This window comes from Aquabacterium sp. OR-4 (genome assembly GCF_025290835.2).
Lineage (GTDB): Bacteria > Pseudomonadota > Gammaproteobacteria > Burkholderiales > Burkholderiaceae_C > Pseudaquabacterium.
This window is the reverse complement of the sequence record NZ_JAOCQD020000001.1, coordinates 247,646-273,140: the sequence shown is the minus strand read 5'-3', so window position 1 is coordinate 273,140 and position 25,495 is coordinate 247,646. Positions and strand designations below refer to the sequence as shown.

Annotated in this window: 20 protein-coding genes; 7 read left to right on the top strand and 13 right to left on the bottom strand. The window is 70.8% G+C overall.

Going from position 1 to position 25,495, the window contains the following annotated elements; genetic code table 11:
• Positions 1 to 10 precede the first annotated feature (10 nt).
• Both N4G63_RS01095 and trxC read left to right on the top strand, forming a co-directional pair.
• On the top strand, positions 11 to 496 hold the full coding sequence (locus N4G63_RS01095; protein ID WP_260789233.1) for a DUF4902 domain-containing protein: 486 nt from the start codon (positions 11 to 13) through the stop codon (positions 494 to 496).
• 39 nt (positions 497 to 535) lie between these two features.
• Complete coding sequence (gene trxC, locus N4G63_RS01090) at positions 536 to 961, top strand: thioredoxin TrxC (RefSeq protein WP_260789234.1); 426 nt, start codon at positions 536 to 538, stop codon at positions 959 to 961.
• A gap of 7 nt (positions 962 to 968) precedes the next feature.
• Here the strand turns inward: trxC and N4G63_RS01085 are convergent, their stop codons facing one another.
• From N4G63_RS01085 to N4G63_RS01060, 6 genes are all read right to left on the bottom strand, one after another.
• Positions 969 to 2,414 carry a putative bifunctional diguanylate cyclase/phosphodiesterase gene (locus tag N4G63_RS01085; RefSeq protein ID WP_260789236.1) on the bottom strand — a complete coding sequence of 482 codons (1,446 nt, stop codon included), beginning with the start codon at positions 2,412 to 2,414 and terminating at the stop codon, positions 969 to 971.
• 91 nt (positions 2,415 to 2,505) lie between these two features.
• Positions 2,506 to 3,411, bottom strand: coding sequence for an NAD(P)-dependent oxidoreductase (locus N4G63_RS01080; RefSeq protein WP_314599243.1), 906 nt, complete (start codon positions 3,409 to 3,411; stop codon positions 2,506 to 2,508).
• 73 nt (positions 3,412 to 3,484) lie between these two features.
• Complete coding sequence (locus N4G63_RS01075; protein ID WP_260789238.1) at positions 3,485 to 5,632, bottom strand: acetoacetate--CoA ligase; 2,148 nt, start codon at positions 5,630 to 5,632, stop codon at positions 3,485 to 3,487.
• Positions 5,601 to 7,415: an ABC transporter substrate-binding protein gene (locus N4G63_RS01070; protein WP_314599242.1), complete on the bottom strand. Its 1,815-nt coding sequence runs from the start codon at positions 7,413 to 7,415 to the stop codon at positions 5,601 to 5,603. The genes N4G63_RS01075 and N4G63_RS01070 overlap by 32 nt, the downstream gene beginning before the upstream one ends.
• Before the next feature lies 1 nt (position 7,416).
• Positions 7,417 to 9,321, bottom strand: coding sequence for an ABC transporter substrate-binding protein (locus tag N4G63_RS01065; RefSeq protein ID WP_314599241.1), 1,905 nt, complete (start codon positions 9,319 to 9,321; stop codon positions 7,417 to 7,419).
• The gene (locus tag N4G63_RS01060; RefSeq protein ID WP_260789244.1) at positions 9,318 to 11,225 is read right to left on the bottom strand and encodes an ABC transporter substrate-binding protein; all 1,908 of its coding nucleotides are present in this window, start codon (positions 11,223 to 11,225) and stop codon (positions 9,318 to 9,320) included. The genes N4G63_RS01065 and N4G63_RS01060 overlap by 4 nt, the downstream gene beginning before the upstream one ends.
• Positions 11,226 to 11,670: 445 nt before the next feature.
• Between N4G63_RS01060 and N4G63_RS01055 the strand changes: the two genes are divergently transcribed.
• From N4G63_RS01055 to N4G63_RS01040, 4 genes are all read left to right on the top strand, one after another.
• A complete protein-coding gene (locus tag N4G63_RS01055; RefSeq protein WP_314599240.1) occupies positions 11,671 to 12,609 on the top strand; it encodes an ABC transporter permease in 939 nt (312 codons plus the stop codon).
• 8 nt (positions 12,610 to 12,617) lie between these two features.
• Positions 12,618 to 13,667, top strand: a complete 1,050-nt coding sequence (locus N4G63_RS01050) for an ABC transporter permease (RefSeq protein ID WP_314599239.1) — start codon at positions 12,618 to 12,620, stop codon at positions 13,665 to 13,667.
• 5 nt (positions 13,668 to 13,672) lie between these two features.
• Positions 13,673 to 15,370, top strand: a complete 1,698-nt coding sequence (locus tag N4G63_RS01045; protein WP_260789246.1) for an ABC transporter ATP-binding protein — start codon at positions 13,673 to 13,675, stop codon at positions 15,368 to 15,370.
• Between the two features lie 106 nt (positions 15,371 to 15,476).
• Complete coding sequence (locus N4G63_RS01040; protein WP_260789247.1) at positions 15,477 to 16,505, top strand: Bug family tripartite tricarboxylate transporter substrate binding protein; 1,029 nt, start codon at positions 15,477 to 15,479, stop codon at positions 16,503 to 16,505.
• A gap of 76 nt (positions 16,506 to 16,581) precedes the next feature.
• Here the strand turns inward: N4G63_RS01040 and N4G63_RS01035 are convergent, their stop codons facing one another.
• The 5 genes from N4G63_RS01035 to N4G63_RS01015 all read right to left on the bottom strand — a co-directional run bounded on the left by N4G63_RS01035 (position 16,582) and on the right by N4G63_RS01015 (position 23,059).
• Positions 16,582 to 18,333, bottom strand: a complete 1,752-nt coding sequence (locus N4G63_RS01035) for an AMP-binding protein (RefSeq protein WP_260789248.1) — start codon at positions 18,331 to 18,333, stop codon at positions 16,582 to 16,584.
• A 114-nt stretch (positions 18,334 to 18,447) separates the two neighbouring features.
• A complete protein-coding gene (locus N4G63_RS01030) occupies positions 18,448 to 19,275 on the bottom strand; it encodes an HDOD domain-containing protein (RefSeq protein ID WP_260789249.1) in 828 nt (275 codons plus the stop codon).
• A gap of 380 nt (positions 19,276 to 19,655) precedes the next feature.
• Entirely contained in the window at positions 19,656 to 21,344 is a 1,689-nt protein-coding gene (locus N4G63_RS01025) for a GMC family oxidoreductase (RefSeq protein WP_260789250.1), read from the bottom strand.
• Between the two features lie 8 nt (positions 21,345 to 21,352).
• Positions 21,353 to 21,994 (bottom strand): MarC family protein, encoded by a 642-nt coding sequence (locus N4G63_RS01020; RefSeq protein ID WP_260789251.1) that lies wholly within the window; start codon positions 21,992 to 21,994, stop codon positions 21,353 to 21,355.
• A gap of 15 nt (positions 21,995 to 22,009) precedes the next feature.
• A complete protein-coding gene (locus N4G63_RS01015) occupies positions 22,010 to 23,059 on the bottom strand; it encodes a hypothetical protein (RefSeq protein ID WP_314599238.1) in 1,050 nt (349 codons plus the stop codon).
• A gap of 180 nt (positions 23,060 to 23,239) precedes the next feature.
• On the opposite strand from N4G63_RS01015, the gene rbp reads away from it, so the two are divergent.
• Positions 23,240 to 23,773, top strand: a complete 534-nt coding sequence (gene rbp, locus N4G63_RS01010) for an RNA-binding regulator (protein ID WP_260789255.1) — start codon at positions 23,240 to 23,242, stop codon at positions 23,771 to 23,773.
• A 205-nt stretch (positions 23,774 to 23,978) separates the two neighbouring features.
• Here the strand turns inward: rbp and N4G63_RS01005 are convergent, their stop codons facing one another.
• Positions 23,979 to 24,776 carry an SDR family oxidoreductase gene (locus N4G63_RS01005; RefSeq protein WP_260789256.1) on the bottom strand — a complete coding sequence of 266 codons (798 nt, stop codon included), beginning with the start codon at positions 24,774 to 24,776 and terminating at the stop codon, positions 23,979 to 23,981.
• Positions 24,773 to 25,495 carry an LPS export ABC transporter periplasmic protein LptC gene (gene lptC, locus N4G63_RS01000; RefSeq protein WP_314599237.1) on the bottom strand — a complete coding sequence of 241 codons (723 nt, stop codon included), beginning with the start codon at positions 25,493 to 25,495 and terminating at the stop codon, positions 24,773 to 24,775. Before lptC ends, N4G63_RS01005 begins: the two co-directional genes overlap by 4 nt.

Here is a 25,495-nt window from a genome sequence, read left to right as displayed (position 1 = left end):
GGAGGCCCAGATGAACGACCACAAAACGCCGCAATGCCCACCTTGGGCGATACGCGCCTGGCCGCCGATATTGTGGCAGCTTACCAAGAGCAATTCGTTACCTCTGCAGCATCTGTGCACGCAGGTCAGCCCGGCCAACGATCCCGCCTTTCGGTCGCTGGGTCAAACCCTGTGGGCAGCCAGTTGCCAGCATGGTCGCGCCGCCATGGCCTGGGACTGGGTGGAGTTGTCGGAAGGCGTGTTCGCCATGGTCGACCCCATGGCCATCGTGACCAATCTTCGGCTTGTGGACGACCAGGGCGAACCGCTGCCCAGCATGGAAACGGCGCGTCATATCAACGGCATTGTGCATGGCCTGCCCTGGCAACAGGCGGTCGAGCAAGCCATCAGCCAATCACCCCAGACCCCCGGAGAAACCCGCGACACCATGCCCACCTGGTTTGTGCCGCGCGCGATGGGGCACGGCGCGTCCGTCCGGGTGGCGGGCACCCATTGATGCCTTGAAACCAGCGCCGGGGCATCCACCTTGGTCGGCATGGACACCCACCACATCGTCTGCCCGCATTGCCAAGCCACCAACCGGGTGCAGGCTGATCGACTGGCCGATGGGCCCGATTGCGGGCGCTGCCACCAGCCGCTGCTGGATGGCCTGCCGATCACCTTGACCGATGCCAACGCGGCCAAGCTGCTGGGCCAGACCACGCTGCCGGTGCTGGTGGACTTCTGGGCGCCATGGTGCGGGCCGTGCCGGCAGATGGCGCCGCAGTTCGAGGCGGCGGCGCGTCAGCTCAAGGGGCGGGTGATCTTTGCCAAGGTCGACAGTGACCAGAACCCGCAGCTGGCGGCGCAGTTCGGCATCCGCAGCATCCCCACGCTGGTCAAGCTGCAGGGCGGGCGCGAGCTGGCCCGTCAAACGGGGGCGCTGCCGGCCGGGCAGATCGTGGGCCTGGCCAGCGCCTGAGCGCGGTTCAGGCGCCAGCCTGGGCGCCGGCGGCAACCGCCGGTGCCGCCGCAGCAGTCGGGGCAGCCGGAGCCGCCCCCGCCGCAGCAAGCGCCGCACCGGTGCCCGAAGCCGGTGCCGGCCGCGCATGCACCCAGGCCAGCAAGGCCGGGGCCGGCATCGGCCGTGCAAACAGCCAGCCCTGGTAGCGGCTGCAGCCGATGCGCGCAAGCGCCTCGCGGTGGGTCTCGGTCTCCACGCCCTCGGCAATGACCTCCATGCCCAGGCTCAGGCCCATCATCACGATGGCCCGGGCGATGGCCTCGCCCTGCGCCCCGTCGGCCATGTCGCGCACGAAGGACTGGTCGATCTTGATCTGGTCGAGTGGCAGGCGGCGCAGCAGGCTCAATGAAGAAAAGCCAGTGCCGAAGTCGTCAAGCGCCAGCGACAGGCCGTGGCGGCGCAGTGCCTGCATCTTGCGGATCACGCTGTCCAGGTCATGGGCCAGGGCGCTCTCGGTCAGCTCGATCTTCAGGCGCTCGGGCGCCACGCGGTGCTGCTTCACCAGGGCCAGCAGCCGCGGCACGAAGTCGGGCTGGTCGAACTGCTGCGCGCTCACGTTGACTGCCAGCACCAGCCCGCGCAGGCGCGCGTCGCCGGCCCAGCGCGCCAGCTGCACGCAGGCCTCGCGCAGCACCCAGGCGCCCAGTTCGGGCATCAGGCCGCAGCGCTCGGCCAGCGGCACGAACTCGGCCGGCGATACCGGCCCGCGCTGGGGATGCGTCCAGCGCAGCAGGGCCTCGGCACCGATCACGCGGCCCTGGTCGTCCACCTGCGGCTGGTAGTGCAGCTCGAGTTCGTGCAGCTCGATGGCCTGGCGCAGATCAGCCGCCAGTCCTTCGGGCCGGGCCGAGTCGGTCTGCAGCACATGCAACGTCAGCAGGATCACGCCCAGCGCCATCAGGTGGTCGAACCAGGCGCCCCAGACATACACCGCCGCGCTCACCGGCGGCCCCGGGTGCAGCGTGAAGTGGCTGCCGGCCAGCCAGGCATACAGGCCCAGGCACAGCGCCGGGTAGCCGTAGCGCACCCACGGCAGGTCGTCGCGGGTGACGAGGGTGGACACCACGCCCAGCATCAGCAGGTACTGGTGGGCCGAGCGCGGCAGGCCGCTGACCGGCGGGTTCAGCCACAGCGCATTGGCCGTCACGAAGCCCAGCGTCAGCACGATGGTGAGCCGCACGCACAGCCGCAGCCGGCCGCGGGCCAGCACCCGCAAGGCGCCGGCCGCCGCCAACCCGGCCGCGGCATACGACAGCCCGCCCAACCGGTCGCCCTGCAGCCACAGTGCCGGCGCCCACAGCAGCGTGGACACGACCGTGATCAGGTTGATCCAGGCCAGCATGCGCCAGCTGCGGCGCTGCGGCGCCGACAGGGCTTGCGGAGCTTGGAGAAGAAGGCGGAGCTTGGCCATGGCGGGGGGGTGCAGGGCCCAACTGCCACCCGCAAGCCGGTTTATCGGCCGGTTCGGCCGGCGGTTGAGCGCGGCCCGGCCCGCGCGCCGCTCAGTAGCCCCGTGCGCGGTCCACCGGGTTGGGCAGCGGCCGGCCGCCGGCCAGCGCGTCCAGCCCGGCCACGAACTGCGCCGCCACCGTGGCCAGCGAGGATTGCGCCGCGATGTGCGGCGTGATGGTGATGCCGGGCTCGGCCCACAGCGCATCGTCGGCCGGCAGCGGCTCGCGCTGCTGCACATCGAGCGCGGCGCCGGCCAGCTGGCCGCTGCGCAGCGCGGCGATCAGGTCGGCCTCCACCACATGGCCGCCGCGGGCAATGTTGACCAGGTAGCCGCCGCGCGGCATCGCGGCCAGGGCCGCGGCGTCCAGCAGTCCGCGCGTGGCCGGGGTGAGCGGCAGGCTGTTGACCACGATGTCGCAGCCGCGCAAAAAGTCATGCAGCGCGCTGCCGTCGCGCCGCCAGCCCTGCACCGCAAAACCCAGCGCCTGCAAGACGCGGCCCACCTCGCGGCCCACCTCGCCGTAGCCCAGCACGCCCACGCGGTGGCGGGCGGCGGCCATCGGGTGGCGCGTCCAGTCGCGCTGCGGCGCCTGGGCGCGGTAGCGGGCCAGGCCGCGCGCATGGTCCAGCACCACCGCGGCCACGTACTGCGCAATGCCCAGCGCCTGGTCGGGATCGACGATGCGGCTGATCGGCACCGCGGCCGGCAGATCAGGCACCAGCAGCTTCTCCACGCCGGCGGCCATGGCGCACACCCAGCGCAGCGCGGGCAGCCGGCCGGCCAGCCCGGGCGGAAAGGCCCAGCCCAGCACCACGTTGACGCGGGCCAACTCGGCCTCGCCCAGATCGGCGCGCCAGCGCAGCAGTTCGAGATCGGGGCGCAGCGCCGACAAGGCGGCCACCAGGCCGTCCTCCATCGGCTTCATCGGCACCAGCAGCAGGATCACGGGTTTCATCGGGTCGCTCATGTCACAGTCCATCTCGTCGAAGGCGGATCGGCCGAACGCCGGGCCGCCCCAAGCCGGCCGATCACCCGCCCGGCAGCCGGGCTCGCGTGTCTGCGGGCGCCGGGGCACCACGCCGTTGCGCCAGGCCGATGAACCAGTCCACGCACTGGGCATTGGCCATCGCATCGCGCTTCATCACCGTGTCGGGGTCGGCGCCCATCAGCAGCTTCTTGACCGGCAGCTCCATCTTCTTGCCCGACAGCGTGCGCGGCACGGCCGCCACCTGGAACACCTCGTTGGGCACATGGCGTGGCGACAGCGCCTGGCGCACCTCGGCCTTGATGCGCGCGCTGAGCGCGTCATCGAGCACCACGCCCTCGCGCAGCACCACGAACAACGGCATCCACGATTCGCGGCCCAGGTACTCCAGGTCGACCACCAGGCTGTCCAGCACCTCGGGCAGGGCCTCGACCGCGCGGTACAGCTCGGCCGTGCCCATGCGCACGCCGTGGCGGTTGATGGTGGCGTCGCTGCGGCCGTAGATGACCGCGCCGCAGGTGCCCGAGCCCGGGCCGGCATCGTCGTGCGGCACCAGGCGCAGCCAGTCGCCGTGGCGCCAGACCGCCGGTTTTCCGTTTCCGCCGGGGTACATGTCGAAGTAGCTGTCGTGCAGGCGCTGGCCGTCGGGGTCGTTCCACAGGTACAGCGGCATCGAGGGCATGGGCTTCACGCACACCAGCTCGCCCACGGCGTCGATCAGCGGCTGGCCGTCTTCGCTCCAGGCCTGCACCGCGGCGCCCAGGCAGCGGCAGCTCATCTCGCCGGCGCGCACCGGCACGCTGGGCACGCCGGCCAGAAAGGCGCCGGCAAAGTCGGTGCCGCCCGAGATCGAGGTCAGCCAGATGTCGCGGCCCTCGCGCCGGGGCAGGTGGCCCCAGATCCAGCGGTAGCTGTCTTCCGACAAGGGCGAACCGGTGGAGCCCACCGCGCGCAGCCGCGACAGGTCGGCCAGCGCCGTCGGCTCGACGCCGGCCTTGGCGCACGAGGCATAGAAGGCCGCGCCAGCGCCGAAGAAGCTCACGCCGGCCAGGCCGGCAAAGCGCCACAGCGTCGACCAGTCGTGCGTGCCGGGTGAGGCACTGGCCGGGGTGCCGGCCGGGTTGCCGTCGAAGATGCACACCGTGGTGCCACCCAGCAGGCCGCCGATCTGGCTGTTCCACATGATCCAGCCGGTGGTCGAGAACCAGTGGAAGCGGTCGCCGGTCAGCAGCGTGGGCCCCACGTCGTTGTGCAGCACGCCGAGCTTCAGCGCCTCGAGCATCACGCCGCCATGGCCGTGCACGATGGGCTTTGGCAGCCCCGTGGTGCCGCTCGAATACACCACCCACAGCGGCTGATCGAACGGCAGCCACTCGGGCGCGAAGCCGGCCACCGCCTCGGGCGCCAGGCCGTCGCCGCGCAGCAGCGCGGCCAGATCGTGGGCCTGCCGGTGCGGCCCGGCCAGGGCCTGCGCCGGCGCCGACTCATCCACCCGCGCCCACAGCACCGCATGCCGCACGCTGGGCAGGCCGGCCAGCAGTTCGGCCAGCACGGCGCGGCGGTCGTAGGCCTGGCCGCCCCAGCGGTAGCCGTCGGCGGCGATCAGCACCGTGGGCTCGATCTGGCGAAAACGGTCGAGCACGGCCACCGGCCCCATGTCGGGCGAGCACACCGACCACAGCGCGCCGATGCTGGCGCAGGCCAGGAACACCACCGCCGTCTCGGGCGTGTTGGCCAGCACCGCGCACACCCGGTCGCCGCGCTGCACGCCCATGCCGCGCAGCGCCAGCGCCATGCTGGCCACCTGGCGCCGCAGCTCGGGCCAGCTCAGCTCGCGCAGCTGGCCGGCGGCCAGCAGCGGCTCGTCGGCAAACACGATGGCCGGGTGGCCGGCGGCGTGCAGCGCATCGGCATGGCGCAGCACCTGCTGCGCGTAGTTGACCTGGGCGCCGCTGAACCAGCGCGCACCGGGCATGCGCTCGGCATCCAGCACCTGGGCGGCCGGCGTGGGCGACTGGATGTCGAAAAAATCCCAGATCGATTGCCAGAAGGCCGGCAGCTCATCCACCGACCATTGCCACAGGTCTTGATAGGCCTCGAAGTGCAGGCCACGCTGGGCGGCCAGCCACTGCTGGTAGCGGGTGATCTGCGGGGTGGGCTCAGGCCGCTGGCCCGTCGTCGGCAGGGACATCGATGTAGCGCCAGGTGTCGCGCATGAAGGGGTGGCGCCAGTATCCGCGCGTGCCGGCCTTCAGCACATCGGTGACGATGCGGTGGCCGTGCACCTTGTAGGGCATGTAGGCGGCCAGCAGGTTCTTGGCCTCGCGCATCACCGCCTCGCGCTCGGGGCCGTCGGGCAGGCGCTTCTGGCGTTCCACCAGGCGGTCGTAGGCTGGCAACGCAAAGCGGCTGTCGTTGGATTCGCCGGCGTTCGGGCCGTAGGCGGTGTCAAGAAAAAAGCCGCCGTCGGGCGAGCTCGCGCTCCAGGCAAAGCCCCACATCATCAGCGTGCCGCTGCGGGTGAGCTTGAGCAGCTCGCTCCAGGTGCTGATGCGAAAGCTGATGCGCACGCCGATGCGGTCCATCGAGCGCTTCCACACCTCGTTGGCCAGGCGGTCGCGCTGGGTGCTCAGGCTGGCCTTCTCCAGCACCAGCGGCGAGCCGTCGGGCATCTCGCGCCAGCCGTCGCCGTTGCGGTCCACATAGCCATAGGCGTCGAGCAGGGCCTTGGCGCGCGCCGGGTCGTGGTCGCCCATCTCGCTTTTGTAGGCCGGGTCGTAGCCCGAGGTGAAGGGCCCGATCAGCGACTGGCCGATGATGGCCTGGCCACCCAGCACATGGCGGATGTAGCCGGCCTGGTCGAAGCCCAGCGCCACCGCGCGGCGCAGCGCCACCTTCTCGGGCGTGTAGCCGCCCACCACCGGATGGGTCATCGTGAAGTAGCTCATGCCCATGTCGGCCAGCGGCTGGCGCTGCATCTGCACACCGCGCTGCACCAGGTAGGGCGCCAGCTCGCCGCGTGGCGCCACGCTGGGCACCAGGCCGTAGGGCACCTGCAGCTGGTGGTAGCGGCCGTTCAGAAAGCCCAGCCAGCGTGGCTGCTCTTCCTCGACCACCTCCACCACCACCTCGTCCACGCGCGGCAGGCGCTGGCCGGCCAGGTCGGCCGCCAGGGCCTGCTGCAGCGGCTGCGCGGCGGGCTGCCCCTGGTAGACCTCGCCGCGAAAGCCGGGCGAGCGCTCGAGCTCGATGCGCGAGCCGCGCAGCCAGCGCTTGAGGCGAAAGGCGCCGGTGCCCACCGGGTGCGCGCCCATCTGCGCCGCACCGTAGTGCGCCACCACCTCGCGCGCGATCGGGCTGCAGTACACGGTGGCCAGCATGAACGGAAACCGCGGGTCGGGCGCGCCCAGCGTGAAGCGCAGCGTGTAGCGGTCCAGCGTGCGCAGGCCTTCCACCTGGCTGTCGTAGTCGAACGGCGCCTTGTCGCGCAGCGCCCGCTCGCGCAGCGCGGCCATGCCCGGCAGCTTCAGCGCCTCGAACTGGTAAAGGTCGCCCGATTTGTGCTGCGGGTCGAAGAAGCGCTTGATGGCGTAGACGTAGTCGGCCGCCACCAGCTCGCGCGGCCGGCCGCCGAAGGCTGGATCGTCGCTGTAGAAGATGCCCGGCCGGATGCGCAGCGTGAAGACCCGGTGGTCGGCCGAGGCCTCGGGCAGCGCCACGGCGGTGCGCGGCACCAGGCGGGCCGGCAGCGCCAGGTAGTCGTAGCCCAGCGGCGGCTCCAGCATCTGCGCGATCAGCGTGGCCGAGTAGTAGTCGCTGTTGATCTGCGCCGGGTCGAAGCCGGTCTCGGGCGCTTGCTGGGCCAGGCGCAGCACCTTGCGGCCGGGCCGGGCGCCGGCCGGCACCGGCAGCGCGGCCGCCGAGGCTCCCAGGGCCAGGCCTTGCAGCCAGCGGCGCCGCGCCTGGGGATCCATCTCAGGCCCTCGGGCGCTTGCTTTCGTCGATGTCGACGAGGTGCCACCACTCCCAGTTGTAGACCGGGCGCCGGTAGCCCACCACCCAGGGGTGCAGCAGGTCGTTGGAGAAGCGGTGCACATGGATCTTCTGCGGCATGTAGGCCACGGCGATCTTCTTGGCCTCCAAAATCAGCGCCTCGCGCTCGGGGCCGTCGGGCAGCACCTTGATGCGGTCATACAACTCGTCGTAGCGCGCATGCTTGAAGCGCGCCATGTTCTGCCCGGCCGACTGCGGCCCGTACAGCCGCGCCATCGAGCTCTGGCCGTCCAGCCGGTCGGCCGACGAGCCCAGCATCCACACCTGCAGCCTGCCGGCTCGCGCGGCTTTCAGGTTCTCGGGGAACTTGCCGATCTTGAAGCGCACGCGCAGGCCCAGCGCGTTCATGTTCTTCTTCCACAGCTCGTCGAACTGGCGGTTGATCTGGTCGGGCTGGGTGGCCACCTCCAGCTCCAGCGGGCTGCCGTCGGGCAGCTCGCGCCAGCCGTCGCCATTGCGGTCGACATAGCCGTAGGTGTCGAGCAGGGCGCGGGCGCGCGCCGGGTCGTAGTCACCGTTCTCGCTCTTGAACGCCGGGTCGTAGCCGCTGGTATGGGGCAGCAGCATCGACTGCGCCGGAATCGCCTGGCCGCGCCGCGCCAGGCGGATCTCGCGCTGCACGTCGATGCCCAGGCCGATGGCGCGGCGCAGCGCCACCTTGTCGGCCGTGTAGCCGCCCACCACCGGGTCTTCCATGTTGAAGAAGGTGAAGCCGCAATCGGCATTGAGCGTGCGAACGCCCTGCACGCCGCGCTTGGCCAGGTTGGGCGCCACCTTGCCGCCGGGCATGGCGATGTTGACGAAGTCGATCGGCATCTCGCTGGCCGTGGTGGCCAGCGCATCGACCTGGGTGTTCAGGAAGGACAGCCAGCGCGGCTGGCTCTCCTCGATCACCGACAGCTCCACCCGGTCGATCATCGGGATGCGCCGGCCCTTGAAGCGTGCCAGCATGGCCTGGCCTTCGGCATCGTCGGGCGCCGGGTCGGCCTCGTAATAGCGCTCGCGGTAGTGCGGGTTGCGCTCCAGCGCGATGAAGGACGAGCGCCGCCACTGCACCACGCGGTAGGGGCCGGTGCCCACCGGGTGCTCGATGATCTTGTCGCCGTAGAACTCGACCACCTCGCGCGCAATGCCGCCGAACAGGTCGCTGTTGCACAGGTCCTGCATGAAGCGCGGGCTGGGCCGCTCGAGCACGAAGCGCAGGGTGTTGTCGTCCAGCGCCTGCATGCCCTCGATGGGCTTGTCGTAGTCGAAGGGCTTCTTGCTTTTGAGCGCCTCGTCGCGCAGGCCGGCCAGGCCCTTGTAGCCGGTCTCCAGCATGCTGCCGAACAGCGGGCTCTTGTTCTCGGGGTCGACGAAGCGCTTGAGCGCGTAGACGAAATCCGCCGCGCGCAGCGGCCGCTTCTGGCCCTTGAAGGCCGCATCGGGCGCGTAGAACTGGCCGGGCTTGAGCTTCACCGTCCAGACCGTGAAGTCGGCGTTGTGCTCGGGCATGCCGTCGGCGGCCAGCGGGCGGATCTTGGGCGGGCGCGCCAGGTGGTCGTAGCCGTACAGCGCCTCGTAGATGTGCTCGGTGACGGCGCGCGAGTAGGTGTCGACGATGCGCGCCGGGTCGAGGCTGGTCTCGGGGTTGCGCAGCGGCAGGCGCAGCACCTTCTGTGCGGCGCCGCCCGGCGTGCTGGCGGCCGCTGCGGCAGACGATGCAGCGGGCGCGCTGGCCGCCCGCGCCGCGGCGGCGGCCATCGTGGCGCCACCGGTCATCAGGCCGAGGGCGGCCAGCAGGCGGCGGCGCGTGCGTTGCGACGGGGGCAGGCTGCGGCGGCTCATCGGGACTTCTCCAAAACAGCGGTGTCGATGTCGACGTAGCGCCAGAACTCGCGCATGAACGGGTGGCGGCGGTAGCCCACCACCTGCGGGTGCATCAGGTCGGTGAGGATGCGGTGGGTGTTCACCTTGTAGGGCATGTAGGCCACGCCCAGCAGCGCCACCTCGCGCATCAGCGCCTCGCGCTCGGCGCCGTCGGGCAGCACCTGGATGCGCGCCAGCAGCGTGTTGATGGCCGGCAGGTTGATGCGCGAGTGGTTCGACTGGCCGATGGCCGCGCCGTTCATCAGGTCAAGAAAGTAGCCGCCGTCAGGACTCACGCCGCCCCAGGCCACGCCCCACATCATCAGCTTGCCGGCGCGGCTGGCCTTCAGGTTCTCGGGCCACTTGGCGGTCTTGAACTCGATCTTCACGCCAATGCCGCCCATGGCCTTGCGCCACAGCTCCTGCAGCTGCTTGCTCTGCTGGTCGGGCTGGCTGGTGTACTCCAGCACCAGGGGCTTGCCGTCGGGCAGGTCGCGCAGGCCGTCGCCGTTCTTGTCGGTGTAGCCGTACAGGTCGAGCAGGGCCTTGGCGCGGGCCACGCTGTGTTCGCTCATCTCGGTGCGCAGCGTGGCGTCGTGGCCGCTCACCATCGGCGGTAGCATGCTTTGCGCCACGATGGCCTGGCCGCGGCGCACCAGGTCGATCTCGGCCTGGCTGTCGTAGGACAGGGCCAGCGCGCGGCGCAGCGCCACCTTGTCGGGCGTGAGCCCGCCCACCAGCGGATGCGCCACGTTGAAGAAGGTGAACGTGGCGTCCACCGCCGGCACGCGCTCCATCTGGATGCCCTTGCGCACCAGGTGCGGCGCCAGCCGGCCATTGGGCACGGCCAGGCCCGAAAAATCTTCGGGCAGGCGGTCGAGCATGTCGTGCTCGCCGTTCAGATAGGCCAGCCAGCGCGGCTGGTTCTCGTCGATGATGCTGACCTCCACGCGGTCGACCATCGGCAGCCGTCGGCCCTTCAGGCGGGCCAGGATGGCCTGACCGGTGGCGTCATCGGCGGCGGGCTGGGCGTCGAAGAACTCCTCGCGGTAGCCGGGGTTGCGCTCGAGCACGATGCGCGAGGCGCGGGCCCAGCGCGCCAGCCTGAAGGCCCCCGTGCCCACCGGGTGCTCCATGGCCTTGCCGGGGTAGGCCTCGATCACCTCGCGTGCCACCGCGCCCATGGTGCCGGCGTCGGCAAACACATAGGGCAGGCGCGGCGCCGGTGCGGCCAGGCGCAGCTCGAAGCTGTAGCGGTCGAGCACGCGCAGGCCTTCGGCCTCGCTGTCGTAGTCAAACGGCTGCTTGCTCTGCAGCGCCTTCTGGCGCAGCGCGCCCAGCCCGAGGATCTGCATGCCCTCCAGCTGGAACAGGCTGGGGCTTTTCTGCACCGGGTCGTAGTGGCGCTTGACCGAGTAGACGTAGTCGGCCGCGGTGAGCTCGCGGCGCTGGCCCTTGAAGGCCGGATCGTCGGCAAAGTAGATGCCGGGCCGGATGCGGAACACCCAGCGCTTGAAGTCGTCACTGGCCTCGGGCAGCGCGGCAGCCGTGCGCGGCACCACCTTGGCCGGACGCGCCAGGTAGTCGTAGGCCAGCGGCGCCTCGAGCATGTTGGCCACGACGATGCGCGAGTACAGGTCGGAGATCTGCGCCGGGTCGAAGCCGGTCTCGGCCACGCGGAAGGCGTAGCGCAGCACCTTGGGCGCGGCCCGGCCCGGCTGCGACGCCGCGCCGCCGTGGGCAGTGGCACCGGCACCGGCACCCGAGGCCGGCGCCGTGGGGCCGGCGGCATGGGCAGAGATCGACAGCAGGCCCGCCACCATGGGCAGGGCCAGCAGCGCGCGCCGGATGCGCGGGCTGCAAGACAGGAGACGAGGCTTCATCGGCTTCGGGAGATGCGGCGCCGGGATCTGCAAGGATTGTGCAAGGGGTGGTGCCCCCGCCCTGGCCGCGTGGTCGGATGAGACGAAGCGCGCAGTCTAGCGGCGCGTGCCGGCGTGCCGCATCACGATCGACCCCATGCCTGCGCGGGGCACCGGCGCGTGGCGCGGCGCCCGCCCTGCGCCCCTGCCGTGCCCACCGCTGGTGCGCCGCGCCGCGGCACGCGACTTGCACACCAGCGCCGCGGCGGGTGCGGGTGGCATCCGGTTGCGCGGTGGCCCGGCCCCCGCCAGCCGGGGGGAAACGCGGGGCGGCGCTGTGCTGCAGCCCCCCTACACTCGCGCATCTTGGAAATCCGGGGCGCCACGGCAGGCCACAAGCCTGCGCGCGCCCCTTGTCTTGTCGACAGGGTCCGGCATCCGCCGGGCGCTGGGAGAGTGCTCACCGATGCTGGCTTATCTGATCCGGCGCCTGTGGCAGATGGTCCCGACCATGGCGGGCGTCGTGCTGCTGGTGTTTTTTCTGTTCAAGTTCTTTGGCGGCGACCCCGCCGAGATCCTCGGTGGCCTGAACGCCACGCAGCAGCAGATCGAGGCGATCCGCGACCAGCTCGGTCTCAACGACCCCTGGTACGTGCAGCTGGGCATCTTCCTGAAGGGCATCGTCACCTTCGACTGGGGCAAGAGCTGGGCCACCAACGAGGCGGTGAGCCAGTTGTTCGCCACGCGCATGCCGGCCACGCTGACCGTGATGCTGCCGATCCTGGCGATGGAGGTGGTGCTGGCACTGCCCATCGCGATGTGGGTGGCCTACCGCCGCGGCTCGCTGGTCGACCGCACGCTGATGGTGGTGACCACCATCGCGCTGTCGATCAGCTTCCTGGTCTACATCATCGTCGGGCAGTACCTGTTCGGGTTCCAGCTGGGCTGGTTTCCGGTGCAGGGCTGGGGCGACAGCGTGTGGACCAACCTGATCACCTATGTGCCGCTGCCGGCGCTGCTGGCGGTGATGGTGGGCCTGGCCCCGCAGACCCGGCTGTACCGCAGCTTCCTGCTCGACGAGCTGGGCCACGACTATGTGCGCACCGCCCGCGCCAAGGGCCTGGGCGAGGGCGTGGTGCTGTTCAAGCATGTGCTGCGCAACGCCATGATCCCCATCCTCACCAACGTGGGCCTGCTGCTGCCGGGGGTGTTTCTGGGCTCGTTCCTGATCGAGACCTTCTTCTCCATCCCGGGCCTGGGCCGCGAGGTGCTGCTGGCCGTCAACCGCAGTGACTACCCGGTGATCCAGGCGGTCACCGTGTACCTGGCGGTCTTGACCATGGTGATCAACCTGCTCACCGATCTGGCCTTCAAGGCAGTCGATCCGCGGGTGGTGCTGAAGTGAGCGCGGTGATGTCGACCCCGAACGTGGTGGCACCGGCCACCGGCATCGAGCAGTCTGAAGGCGTGTGGCACGCCGCCTGGCGGCGCTTCAAGACCGACCGCGTGGGCATGGTCTCGCTGGCCATCGTGCTGGGCTTCTTTGCACTGATCGGCGCCGCGGCGCTGGGCCTGGTGGCCAGCGGCTGGCAGGCCGAGGTGGGCGTGCCCAATGCCCGGCCGGGCTTCATGGGCGCCGCGCCGCCCGAGGCGGCGACCACCATCGCCCAGCCCAAGGGCCCCAACGTCGACCTGACGGCCATCGACCCGCTGGCACCCAAGTACGCCGAGTGGACCGAGCGCGCCAAGCAGTACAGCACCACCGAGGTGAAGAAGGCCGACACCCTGCCCTTTGGCGGCGACCGCCTGGGCCGCGACGTGCTGGCCAAGACCATCAAGGGCACCGAGATCTCGGTCTTCGTGGGCGTGGCGGCGGCCCTGGTGGCCACGCTGATCGGCACGCTGCTGGGCGCCGCGTCGGGCTTCTTCGGCGGCAAGGTGGGCGATCTGCTCGAGTGGCTCTACAACGTGTTCGAGGCCATTCCCAGCATCCTGCTGATCTTCGCCTTTGCCGCGGTGCTGGGCCGCGGCATCGACACCGTGGTCATCATCCTGGGCCTGACCGGCTGGACCGGCCTGTACCGCCAGGTGCGCGCCGAGTTCATGAAGCACAGCAGCCGCGAGTACGTGCGCGCCGCCGAGGCCATCGGCGCCAGCAGCGCGCGGCGCATGTTCCGCCACATCCTGCCCAACGTGAGCCACGTGATCCTGGTGCGCATGGGCCTGCTGGTGGTGGGCTTCATCAAGGCCGAGGTGATCCTGTCGTACCTGGGCCTGGGCGTCTCGATCGACCAGGTCAGCTGGGGCACCATGCTGTCGGAGGCGCAAAGCGAGCTGATCCTCGGCCACTGGTGGCAGCTGGTGGCGGCCACCGCCTTCATGGCGGTGTTCGTCACCGCGTTCTCGTTGATGGCCGATGCGCTGCGCGATGCGCTCGACCCCAAGCTGCGTGGGCTGGAGTGAATCCGATGCTGCTATCCATTCAAGACCTGCGCGTCGACTTCCGCATGGGCAAGCAGGGCGGCGTGGTGCAACGCGCCGCCGCCGTGGGCCGCGAGGGCCGCGGCATCAGCTTCGACATCCCCGAGAACAGCACCGTGGCCCTGGTGGGCGAATCGGGCTCGGGCAAGAGCGTCACGGCGATGTCGATCCTCAACCTGCTGCCCGACAACGCCGAGCGTTCGGGCCGCGTGCTGTGGCAGGGCCGCGACCTGCTGCAGGCCGGCCCCGACGAGTTGCGCGCGATGCGCGGGCGCGAGATCGCCTGCGTGTTCCAGGATCCGATGAGCAGCCTGAACCCGGTGTTCACCATCGGCAACCAGCTGATGGAGCCGCTGCGCCGGCACCTGGGCCTGTCGGGCAAGGCTGCGCTCGAGAAGGCCGAGAGCCTACTCGCCGAAGTGGGCATGCCCGAGCCCCGGCGCCGGCTCAAGGCCTACCCGCACGAGCTGTCGGGCGGCCAGCAGCAGCGCGTGATGATCGCCATGGCCCTGGCCTGCGAGCCCAGGCTGCTGATCGCCGACGAGCCCACCACCGCGCTCGATGTCACCATCCAGCGCCAGGTGCTCGAGCTGATGGCCGGCCTGAAAGAGCGCCACCGCATGAGCCTGCTGTTCATCAGCCATGACCTGGGCGTGGTGGGCGAGATCAGCGACCGCGTGGTGGTGATGCGCCATGGCGAGATCCGCGAGCAGGGCGAGGTGGCCGGCATCTTCAACGCGCCGCAAGATGCCTACACCAAGGCCTTGCTGGCCTGCCGCCCCAGCCTGCTGGGCAACCCGGCGCGGCTGCAGGTCATCGACGAACACATGGCGCAAGCCGATGCATCGGCCGCCGTGCCGCAGGCCCGGCCCAAGAGCGCCGACGCCCCGGTGGTGCTCGAGGTCAAGGCGCTGCACAAGAGCTTCTGGCTCAAGACCGGGCTGTTCGGCAAGCGCGAGTTCCGCGCCGTGCGCAACGTCAACTTCCAGCTGCGGCGCGGCCACACGCTGGGCGTGGTGGGCGAATCGGGCTCGGGCAAGACGACCATGGGCCTCACGCTGCTGCGCCTGCACGAGCCCACCAGCGGCGAGGTGATCTTCGACGGCCAGAACCTGCTCACGCTCAGCGACCGCCAGCGCCAGCAGATGCGCCGGCGCATCCAGATCGTCTTCCAGAACCCCTATGCCAGCCTGAACCCACGCTTCACCATCGGCGAGACGCTGATCGAGCCGATGGCCATCCACGGCATCGGTGCCAACACCGCCGAGCGCGAGGCCCGCGCCCGCACCATGCTGGGCAAGGTGGGTCTGGATGGCCGCGCCTTTGCCAAGTACCCGCACGAGTTTTCCGGCGGCCAGCGCCAGCGCATCGCCATTGCGCGCTGCCTGACGCTGGAGCCCGAGGTGCTGGTGCTCGACGAGGCGGTGAGCGCGCTCGACGTCAGCGTGCAGGCCCAGGTGCTGAACCTGCTGAAAGACCTGCAGGACGAGCTGGGCCTGAGCTACGTGTTCATCAGCCACGACCTGGCGGTGGTGCGCTTCATCAGCGACGAGGTGCTGGTGATGAAGGACGGCGAGGTGGTCGAGCAGGCCAGCGCGCAGCAGATCCTGGCCGCCCCGCGCGAGGACTACACCCGCCGCCTGCTGGCCGCCGTGCCACGCGGCTGGCAGCCCGCGGCGGCCTGAGAGGCTGCGGCGGCCGGCAGGGCTTGCGGCACACTCCAGCGGCAGCAGCCCGCCACAAGGGCCGCCGGCCCGGCCTCCGCCGGGCACGCCGACCGAGGAGACACGCATGACCCGTTCGATCAGCCGCCGCCAGGCGCTTGCCACGCTGCCGGCCCTGCCGCTGCTGGCCCTTGCCGCCACCACGCTGGCGCCTGCCCCGTCGCAGGCCCAGAGCGCCTGGCCCGCCAGGCCGGTGCGCATCGTCGTGCCCTTTGCCGCCGGCGGCACCACCGACTTGCTGGCGCGCGCGCTGGCGCCCGAGCTGCAGAAGGCCTTCGGCCAGCCCTTCGTGGTGGACAACAAGCCCGGTGCCGGCGGCAACAGCGGCGCCGCCGAGGTGGCCAAGGCCGCGGCCGACGGCCACACCCTGCTGATGGGCACGGTGGGCACGCACGCCATCAATCCCTCGCTGTACCCCAAGATGCCCTACGACCACGTGAAGGACTTCGTGCCCGTCACACTGGTGGCCGGGGTGCCCAATGTGCTGGTGATCAACCCGGCCAATGCGCAGAAGTACGGCATCGCCAGCGTGGCCGATCTGGTGCGCGTGGCCAAGGCCAACCCCGGCAAGCTGAACATGGCCAGCTCGGGCAACGGCACCTCCATCCACCTGGCCGGCGAGCTGTTCAAGGCCAGCACCGGCAGCTACATGGTGCACTTTCCGTACCGCGGCTCGGGCCCGGCACTGATCGACCTGATCGCCGGCAACATGGACCTGATGTTCGACAACCTGCCGTCGGCCCTGCCGCACATCAAGAGCGGCCGGCTCAAGGCCCTGGCAGTGACCAGCGCCAAGCGCTCGGAGGCGCTGCCCGAGGTGCCCACGGTCGAAGAGGTGGGCGGCGCGCCGCTCAAGGGTTACGAGGCCAGCAGCTGGTTCGGCCTGCTGGCGCCGGCCGGCACCCCGGCCGACGTGGTGGCCCGCGTGCAGCAGGAAACCGCCAAGGCCCTGGCCAGCCCGGCCATGCAGGAGCGGCTGAAGTCGCAGGGCGCGATTCCCAGCGGCATCACCAGCGCGCAGTTCGCCGCGATGATCGGCGCCGAGACCACCAAGTGGGCCAAGGTGGTGAAGACCTCGGGCGCCAAGGTCGACTGAGCGCGCCGGGCGAGTCGGGCAGGTCGGGCCGCCCGACGGCTGGCCTCGCGCCCGCGGCGAGGCCGGGCGCCCCCGCTCAGGCCGCCAGCTTCAGGCCGGCCTGGGCCGGCGTGCTGCGCTCGACCCAGATCACCGTCTCGCCGCTGCCGGCCCAGCGCTCCCAGTGCTGGGCATACACCTCTTCCACGCGGTTGCGCTTGACCTTGAAGGTGGGCGTGACGAAGCCGTTGTCCACCGTCCAGGGCTCGGCCACCACCACCAGGCAGTCGAGCTGCTCGTGCGGGTCGAGCTGGGCGTTGATGCCCTGCAGGTGCTCGGCCAGCGAGGCCTTCAGCGCCGCGCGGCCCGCCGCATCGGCGGCGCGCGCCATCGCCTCGAGGTTCAGCATCACCAGCGCCAGCGGCTGGCCCAGGTTGGCACCGGTCACGCAGCAGGCCTCGACGGCGTTGTGCATCACCAGCCGGTCTTCGATGGGCGCTGGCGCCACATACTTGCCCTTGCTGGTCTTGAACAGGTCCTTCACGCGGCCGGTGATCTTGAGGTTGCCCTCGGCATCGAGCGCGCCCTTGTCACCGGTGTGCAGCCAGCCGTCGTCGGTGAAGGCCTCGCGCGTGAGCTCGGGCTCCTTGTAGTAGCCCAGCATCAGGCCGTGGCTCTTGACCTGGATCTCGCCGCTGGCGGGGTCGATGCGGCTGGCCACGCCGTCGTAGGCCTGGCCCACCGTGCCGGGGCGCTGCACGCCGGGCAGCGTGGCATGCGAGATGCCGCAGTTCTCGGTCATGCCGTAGACCTCGACGATGGGCAGGCCCAGCCGCGCATACCAGTCGAGCAGCGCGGGCGGCATCGGCGCCGCGCCACCGGCGGCGAACTGGCATTGGTCGAGGCCCAGCGCACCCAGCACCTTCTTGCGCACCAGGCCGCCCAGGATGGGAATCTTGAGCAGCCGCGCCAGCTTGGCCGGCGGCATCTTGGCGCTGACGCCCTGCTGGAACTTGACCCACAGCCGCGGCACCGAGAAAAACGCCGTCGGCCGCGCGCGCTGCAGGTCTTGCGTGAAGGTGTCCAGCGATTCGGCAAAGAACACATGCATGCCGGTGAACAGCAGGCCGTGCTCGACCAGCGTGCGCTCGGCCACGTGCGACAGCGGCAGATAGCTCAGCATGCGCGCGTTCTCGTCGATGGTGGCCAGCCGGCTCAGCCCGGCATCGACCGACCACGCGAAGGTGCCAAAGCTCTGCATCACGCCCTTGGGCGCACCGGTGGTGCCCGAGGTGTACATGATGGTGGCCAGCTCGTCGCCATCGCGCTCGGGCGAGCCGGCCAGCGGCTCGGTGCGGGCGCAGATGTCGTCCCAGGCCACCGTGCCGCCGGGCATCTCCGACAGCGGCGGCGCCAGCGGCATGCGGATGCAGGGCAGGCCCTCGGGCACGCCGGCGCGCATGCCGGCCCAGCCGTCGAGCTTGCCGATGAACAGCCAGCGCGACTCGCTGTGCTGGCAGATCTGGCGGATCGAGCCGGCCGCCAGCGTGGGATACAGCGGCACCGACACGCCGCCCGCCATCCAGATGCCGAAATCGGCGATCAGCCACCAGGCGGTGTTCTTGCTGATCATGGCCACGCGGTCGCCGCGTTGCAGGCCCTGCGCCTGCAGCCAGGCGGCGATGCGCCGCGCCTGATCCATCACCTGGGCCCAGGTGAAGTCACGCACCGCGCCGCCGTGCTCGCGGCCCATCGGCTGGGTGAGGATCACGCGCCCGGGTGCGGTCTGCTCCCAGTGGTACAGCCGTTGCAGCGCGAGCTTGGCGGGGTCGACGGGCACATGACGCATGACAGGCCTTTCGGTGGCAGGGGATACCCGCCGCAGCGTAGCCGCGGCACCGCCCCCGGGCCACAGGGCTTACCTGCAGCGGGTGACTACCGGTTCACCGCCCCGCCACACCCATCACGCGGCCTTGCGGCCGTGGGCCATGGCCTCGGCCTGCTGCTCGGCCAGGCGGCGCGCGGCGCGCAAGACCAGCGTGGCATCCAGGTCGGCCTGCGGCGCCACCGCGGGCACCACCTCGTCGATCGAGGCCGGCACGGTCATCAGCGCCTGCACGATCACCGACAGCGCCAGCACCGCGCGCCGCGCCGGCGCGGCCGGCAGCTCCAGCAGGCCCTGGGCCACGACGTGGTGGCGCACGCTGGTCACCGCCGCGGGGTCGAGCCCCCAGCTGTCGCACAGCGCCGCGCCCAGCGCGTCGTGGCTGACGCCAAAGCCCACATGCTCCAGCTGGATCAGGTCGCCATCGGTGGCCGCGGCGCGCAGCATCGCCCGGTAGTGGTCGGGCGCATGGCGAAACAGCACCGCCTTGCCGCACTCCTCGAACAGGCCGCCCGAGTGCGCCGCCCAGGCATCCAGGCCCACGGCCTGCGCCAGCCGGCCCATCAGCACCCCGCGCAGCGCCGCGCGATCCCAGATCGGCTGCAGCTCGGGCGCCGGCGGAAACGCCGCCCGCAGGCCCATCTCGAAGGTGATGCCGGCGATTTCGCGCGTGCCCAGGTAGGTCACTGCCTGCTGCACGCTCTGCACCCGGCCGGCCAGGCCGTAGAGCGACGAGTTCACGGCCTTCATCACCGCCGCGGCCAGCGCCATGTCGGCCTGCACCAGCGCCGCCACGGCCTGCTGGTTGACCTCGTCGTCGGCCAGCAGCAGCGACAGTTTGACCAGCGAATCCGGCTGGGCCGGGATATCGATTTCAAGGGTGCGCAGTTGCGGATCGACGGACATGGCGGTGGGTGGCGCGGCGGCCGGGCTGATGGCTTGACGGCGTTGAGGCTAGGGCTGCCCGCCCGCCGCAAACCGCCGAAACAGCGCCCCCGCACCCCGCTTTTCCACGCCAGCCGCGGCGCACCAAAAAAAAACGCCAGGCACATGGCCTGGCGTTGAAGCAAATGGGGTGCGGCGCGGGCGCTTTAATGCTTTGTGGCTGCCCTGCCGGCCGACCCGGCTGTTCTGGTGCTGTCGATGTCTCCTCAGTCCCCCAGGCTCTGGCGGCGCATGCGCCGCAGAACCGAGTGAGGTGACTTTACGGAGCCCATGCCGCCAAGACACGTGGGGATAACCCCGCGTGATGACATTTCTGCCACATTTGGATACGGGGCTGTGGACTAGATGCCGCGCATCAGCGCCGCCGCGCGCTCGGCAATCATCAGCGTGGGGCTGTTGGTGTTGCCGCTGGTGATGGTGGGCATCACGCTGGCATCGGCAATGCGCAGGCCAGCCACGCCGCGCACCCGCAGTTCGGGGTCGACCACCGCCATCGCGTCGTCGGCCCGGCCCATGCGGCAGGTGCCCACCGGGTGGAAGATGGTGGTGCCGATGTCGCCGGCCAGGCGCGCCAGGTCGTCGTCGCTCTGGAACTGCAGGCCCGGCTTCACCTCGCGCGGCTGGTAGCGGGCCAGCGCCGGCTGGCTGGCGATGCGGCGCGTGAGCCGCAGCGAGTCGGCCGCCACCTGGCGGTCTTCGGGCGTGCTCAGGTAGTTGGCCAGGATGGCCGGCGCGTCCTCGGGCCGCGCCGAACGGATCTGCACCGTGCCGCGGCTGGTCGGGTTGAGGTTGCACACGCTGGCGGTGAAGGCATTGAAGCGGTGCAGCGGCTCGCCAAAGGCGTCCAGGCTCAGCGGCTGCACGTGGTACTGCACATTGGGCTCGGCCTGGGCCGCCGACGAGCGCGTGAAGCAGCCCAGCTGCGACGGCGCCATGCTCATCGGCCCGCGCCGGCGCAGCAGGTAGTCCAGCCCGATCAGGCCCTTGCCCAGCCAGCTGGCGGCCTGGGTGTTGAGCGTCTTCACGCCCTGCACCTCGAACACCGCACGGATCTGCAGGTGGTCCTGCAGGTTGGCGCCCACGCCCGGCAGCTCGTGCTGCACGCTGATGCCGTGGCGCTGCAGCAGCGCGCCGGGGCCGATGCCCGACAGCTGCAGGATCTGCGGCGTGCCCACCGCGCCGGCGGCCATCACCACCTCGGCGGCGGCCACGTCGTCGCGCAGCCGGGCGATCAGCGGCGCGCCGCGCTGGTGGTCGTGGCCCTCGGGCCGCAGCTCCACACCGGTCACGCGCAGGCGGCCGTCGGCGTCGCGCGCGGTGAGCAGGCGCGACACCTGGGCGCCCGTCCACACCGCCAGGTTGTCGCGGTGCATCACCGGCCGCAGGAAGGCCTTGGTGGCGTTCCAGCGCAGGCCGCCGCGCTGGTTGACCTCGAAATAACCCACGCCCTCGTTGCTGCCGCGGTTGAAATCGTCGGTGGCCGGGATGCCGGCCTGCTGCGCGGCGGCCGAGAAGGCGTCGAGGATCGCCCACGACAGGCGCTGCTTTTCCACCCGCCACTCGCCGCCGGCACGCGCGCCGTGGGCGTCGAAGCCTGGTGCCGCGTGGTGCTCGCTGGCGCCGCGCCAGTGATCCTCGTGCTGCTTGAACACCGGCAGCACCTGGTCCCAGCGCCAGCGTGCATCGCCGGTCACGGTGGCCCAGTGGTCATAGTCGCGGCGCTGGCCGCGCATGTAGATCATGCCGTTGATGCTGCTGCAGCCGCCGAGCACCTTGCCGCGCGGGTAGCGCAGGCTGCGCCCGTTCAGGCCGGGGTCGGGCTCGGTCTTGTAGAGCCAGTCGGTGCGCGGGTTGCCGATGCAGTACAGATAGCCCACCGGGATGTGCACCCACAGGTAGTCGTCATTGCCGCCGGCCTCGATCAGCAGCACCCGCTTGCGCGGATCGGCGCTCAGTCGGTTGGCCAGCAGGCAGCCGGCCGTGCCGGCACCCACGACGATGTGGTCAAACACAGGAGTCGGGTCGTTCATCGACAACATCACTTCAGCGCAGCACTGCCCAGGATCGGAAACAGCTTCACCAGCCCGTCGGCCAGCAGTTCAACCGCCATCGCGGCCAGGATCAGGCCCATCAGCCGGGTCATCACATTGATGCCGGTGCGCCCCAGCACCTTGGCGATGCGCCCCGACGCGGCAAAGGCGGCATAGGTGGCCAGGCCGATCACCACGCCATAGCCCACCAGCACCGCGAGCTGCCACAGGTGCTTGGTCTTCTCGGCGTAGATCACCATCGTCGAGATCGTGGCCGGGCCGGTGAGCAGCGGAATGGTCAGCGGCACCACGGCCACGCTGGCACCGGCGTCGGCCTTGGAATGGCCCTCGTCGATGTCGTCCTTGCCGCTCTCGGCCGGCTGGGCGTTGAGCATGTGCAGCGCCGAGATCAGCAGCAGCATGCCGCCGCCGACCTGGAACGACGCGATCGAGATGCCGAAAAACGCAATGATCTGCAGCCCGGCCAGGCCGCTGATCGCGATCACGCAAAACGCCGAGAAGCTGGCCACTCGCAGCGTGCGCAGCCGCTGCTCGCGTGTCAGGCCCTGCGTGAAGGCCAGAAAAAACGGCACCGCGCCGATCGGGTTGACGATCGCCAGCAGGGCGATCAGCGGTTTGAGCAGATCCATCGCGCGATCATCGCGTCAATCGGGGGCCGCGGTCGCTGGGGATGCACCCGGATCCGCCACGGGCGCGCTGCGGGCGGCATCGGCCTCCAGGTCGGCGTCGGCGTCGGCGCCGGCATCTGCACCCCGCAGCGCCAGAAACAGCTCGCACAGTCCGCGCAGGTACACCGCACCCGGCACCACCAGGCCCAGCGCAAACACCAGGCCGGCGCCAGTGATCGCCGCGCTGGTGTGCTCGGGCAGCGGCGCGGCGCCGGGCGCCACCCGCAAGCCCATGCCGAACAGCGCCGACAGAAAGGGCGGCACCGCCAGCGGCAGCCCGAGCAGGCCCGCCGCCAGCGCCGCAAAGGCGCGCCCGCCAGCCAGCACCATGAAGCTGATCAGGCCGGCCACCGCCGCCGACAGCAGGCTCACCGCCGCCGACAGCAGCACCGCATGCACCGGCCGCACCTGCAACTGACGCATAAGCAGCGCCAGAATCTGCCGCCAGCGCAGCCCGAACCAGGCCGCCGGCGCAGCGATCGGCCCCACCAGCGTCACCATCACCAGCGCGACCAGGCCCAGCACCGGCACCACCACCGGCACCAGCAGGCCCAGCCACGCGGCGCCCACGCCCGGCAGGCGCGCCAGCCACAACAGACCGGCAGTGGCGACCAGCAACACGGCGGCCAGCAGCAGCACGGTCAGCACCACGGCCAGCAGGCGGTGCGCCGGCGCCGGTGCCGCACGCAGCGCATCCAGCGGGTGGCGCGGCACGCGGCCCAGGGCCTCGTCCATCAACACCAGCCCCGCCGCCGTGCTGCCGTACAACACCACCAGAAAGGCCGCCGCCGCCAGGGCGCCACCCGGCCACCACGATTCACCGCCCAGCAGCCGCTGCGCGCTCACCAGCAACCAGCCGGCCAGCGCAAAACTGAGCAGCAGCAGATACAGCGCGCCGCCGTTGCGCACCGACTCCACGCTCTGCAGCACCGCATCCAGGGCCCGCAACGAGCCCGAACCGGGCCTCATGGGCCGCGGACGGCTGGCTGGACTTCTCGAAGAATCGCTCGACATCGTGGCGCCCATGATACTTTTCGGGTTTGCACGGGCCCCCGACTCTGGTGGTGGCACATTGTTTGCCACCATAATGTCCGCACGGGTTTATGTGCCCCGGCCCGTGTATGGAGACGGCGCCTGTAGCTTGAGTGGTTCACGCTGGGTAGAAGCTCCACATGGTTTTCTTTTCTCGTTAAGGAGCTTCCCCTCATGGGAAACAAGCTTTATGTAGGCAACCTGGCCTACTCGGTGCGTGATGAATCGCTTCAAGAAGCGTTTGGTCAATTCGGCGCTGTGACGTCCGCCAAGGTGATGATGGACCGTGAAACCGGTCGCTCGAAGGGCTTCGGCTTCGTCGAGATGTCGTCGCCTGCCGAGGCTACCGCTGCCATGAACGCCATGAACGGTCAGCCGCTGGAAGGCCGTCCGCTGGTGGTGAACGAGGCCCGTCCGCGCGAAGAGCGTCCGGGCGGCTTCGGTGGCGGCGGCGGTGGCCGCAGCGGTGGCGGTGGCTACGGCGGCGGTGGTGGTGGCTACGGTGGTGGTGGCGGCGGCTACGGCGGCGGCGGCGGTGGCCGCAGCGGTGGTGGCGGCGGCTACGGCGGTGGCGGCAGCGGTGGTGGCGGCGGCTACGGTGGTGGCGGTGGTAGTGGCGGCGGCGGTGGTCGCAGCCCCTACGGCACCGGCCGCGGCCCGCGCGGCGGCGGTGGTGGCGGCTACGGCGGCGGCCAAGGCGGCTACTGATCCGCATGCCGGGTGGCAACACCCGGCTGGCGCTGCACCGCAACGGGCACCCACGCTGGTGCCTGCTGCACAAACAATGGGCACCTTCGGGTGCCCTTGTCGTTTCTGGACTTGTCGTTTCTGGACTTGTCGTTTCTGGACTTGTCGTTCGGGACGGCGGCTCAGCGCCTCAGGAGCTTGGGGTGGGAAAACAAAGCCTGGCGGCCTACTGCGGCTGGCGGTGCTTGCGCGGGCGGCCGGCCAGCAGGCGGTCGAACAGTGCACCGGGCAGCACGCGCAGCAACCGGGCCACCACACCCATCTGCCAGGGGATCACGCGAAAGCGCACGCCGGACGAAATGGCTGCGAACGCCTGGTCGGCAAAGGCCTCGGCGCTCATCAGAAAGGGCATCGCGTAGCGGTTCTTCTGCGTCAGCGGTGTATCGACATACCCCGGCGCGAGGGTCACCACCGTCACGCCCTGCGCACGGCATTCGCCGCGCAGGCTCTCGCAGTAACTGATCACCGCCGCCTTGCTGGCGCAGTAGCCGCCATGGCCGGGCAGGCCGCGGATGCCGGCCACGCTGGCCACGCCCACCAGCGTGCCATGGCCGCGCGTGCACATCGCCGCCAGAAACGGCTGGAAGGTGGCGGCCATGCCGATGTTGTTGGTTTCGTAGATGCTGCGCAGCACCTCGAGGTCGGCGGCATCGGCGGTGTCGATGCCCACGCTGATGCCGGCGTTGGCAATCACGACCTCGGGCAGGCCCTGGGCGGCGATGCAGGCGCGCCCGGTGGCGGTGATGGCGGCCACGTCGCGCACATCGGCGCCGTAGATGGCCACCCGCTCGCGTGGCAGGCCCTGCGCGTCGGCCCATTGCTGCAGTTCACTGGCACGGCGCGCCACCAGCGCCAGGCGCCAGCCGGCGCGGTGGTAGCGCAGCGCCAGGGCCTGGCCGATGCCGCTGGACGCGCCGGTGATGAAGACCAGCGGCGCGGCCGGCGCGGTGGCTTGGGGGTTCATGGACGGCGCTCCGGGGTGGCGGCTGGCGCGCGCCGGCCGGGCGCCAGGCTGGCGCGCACCGGGCCGGCCAGCTGCAGTTGCTGAGCCAGGTTGTCGTAGTCGAGCCCGCCGGCATGGATGTCGCTGCCGCCGCGCCGCACGCGCACCGGCAGGTGCGAGCGCAGGCGCTCGAAGCGCGTGAAGGCGTGCAGGAACTCGCCGTCGACCTCGAGCGTGTCGCCGCCGGGCAGCTGGCTGCGCACCTGGGCGCCGCCCAGCAGCTGCACCTCGCTGCCGTCGCCATTGGCCAGCGCGCGGCGTGCCGTGGCGTCGGTGATCCGGCCATCGGCGCCGATGGCGTGGATGCGCACGCCCTCGATCTCCATGCGGTCGGTGTCGGGGTAGTGGCGCAGCTGGTCGCCGTCGATGCGCAGCAGCAGGCGGCCGTCGGCGCCGAAGCGGCTCACCGAGAAGCCCGACATCGTGTAGTCGGGCTCCTTGCGTGGCGCGGTGGCAGCGGCCGGGCCGTCGGGCTGGGGCGTGTTTTTCACCAGCCACCAGGTGCCTACTGCCAGCAAGGCCATCAGCAGCACCGGCAGGTACGACGACAGCATCTGCCGCAGGCGCCAGCCCCATGACAGGCTGGGCCGGGCGCCGCCAGTGGCCGCGGCCGTGCGCAGGCTGCCCAGGTGCACCGGCACCTCGGGCAGATCGGGCAGGTGCAGCTCGGGCGTGGTCAC

What these genes read in the sequence shown, in the direction of transcription:
- N4G63_RS01095 (WP_260789233.1), top strand. Translation starts at nt 11, where the DNA reads ATGAACGACCACAAAACGCCGCAATGCCCACCTTGGGCGATACGCGCC.
- trxC (WP_260789234.1), top strand. Translation starts at nt 536, where the DNA reads ATGGACACCCACCACATCGTCTGCCCGCATTGCCAAGCCACCAACCGG.
- N4G63_RS01085 (WP_260789236.1), bottom strand. Translation starts at nt 2,414, where the DNA reads ATGGCCAAGCTCCGCCTTCTTCTCCAAGCTCCGCAAGCCCTGTCGGCG.
- N4G63_RS01080 (WP_314599243.1), bottom strand. Translation starts at nt 3,411, where the DNA reads ATGAAACCCGTGATCCTGCTGCTGGTGCCGATGAAGCCGATGGAGGAC.
- N4G63_RS01075 (WP_260789238.1), bottom strand. Translation starts at nt 5,632, where the DNA reads ATGTCCCTGCCGACGACGGGCCAGCGGCCTGAGCCCACCCCGCAGATC.
- N4G63_RS01070 (WP_314599242.1), bottom strand. Translation starts at nt 7,415, where the DNA reads ATGGATCCCCAGGCGCGGCGCCGCTGGCTGCAAGGCCTGGCCCTGGGA.
- N4G63_RS01065 (WP_314599241.1), bottom strand. Translation starts at nt 9,321, where the DNA reads ATGAGCCGCCGCAGCCTGCCCCCGTCGCAACGCACGCGCCGCCGCCTG.
- N4G63_RS01060 (WP_260789244.1), bottom strand. Translation starts at nt 11,225, where the DNA reads ATGAAGCCTCGTCTCCTGTCTTGCAGCCCGCGCATCCGGCGCGCGCTG.
- N4G63_RS01055 (WP_314599240.1), top strand. Translation starts at nt 11,671, where the DNA reads ATGCTGGCTTATCTGATCCGGCGCCTGTGGCAGATGGTCCCGACCATG.
- N4G63_RS01050 (WP_314599239.1), top strand. Translation starts at nt 12,618, where the DNA reads ATGTCGACCCCGAACGTGGTGGCACCGGCCACCGGCATCGAGCAGTCT.
- N4G63_RS01045 (WP_260789246.1), top strand. Translation starts at nt 13,673, where the DNA reads ATGCTGCTATCCATTCAAGACCTGCGCGTCGACTTCCGCATGGGCAAG.
- N4G63_RS01040 (WP_260789247.1), top strand. Translation starts at nt 15,477, where the DNA reads ATGACCCGTTCGATCAGCCGCCGCCAGGCGCTTGCCACGCTGCCGGCC.
- N4G63_RS01035 (WP_260789248.1), bottom strand. Translation starts at nt 18,333, where the DNA reads ATGCGTCATGTGCCCGTCGACCCCGCCAAGCTCGCGCTGCAACGGCTG.
- N4G63_RS01030 (WP_260789249.1), bottom strand. Translation starts at nt 19,275, where the DNA reads ATGTCCGTCGATCCGCAACTGCGCACCCTTGAAATCGATATCCCGGCC.
- N4G63_RS01025 (WP_260789250.1), bottom strand. Translation starts at nt 21,344, where the DNA reads ATGAACGACCCGACTCCTGTGTTTGACCACATCGTCGTGGGTGCCGGC.
- N4G63_RS01020 (WP_260789251.1), bottom strand. Translation starts at nt 21,994, where the DNA reads ATGGATCTGCTCAAACCGCTGATCGCCCTGCTGGCGATCGTCAACCCG.
- N4G63_RS01015 (WP_314599238.1), bottom strand. Translation starts at nt 23,059, where the DNA reads ATGGGCGCCACGATGTCGAGCGATTCTTCGAGAAGTCCAGCCAGCCGT.
- rbp (WP_260789255.1), top strand. Translation starts at nt 23,240, where the DNA reads ATGGGAAACAAGCTTTATGTAGGCAACCTGGCCTACTCGGTGCGTGAT.
- N4G63_RS01005 (WP_260789256.1), bottom strand. Translation starts at nt 24,776, where the DNA reads ATGAACCCCCAAGCCACCGCGCCGGCCGCGCCGCTGGTCTTCATCACC.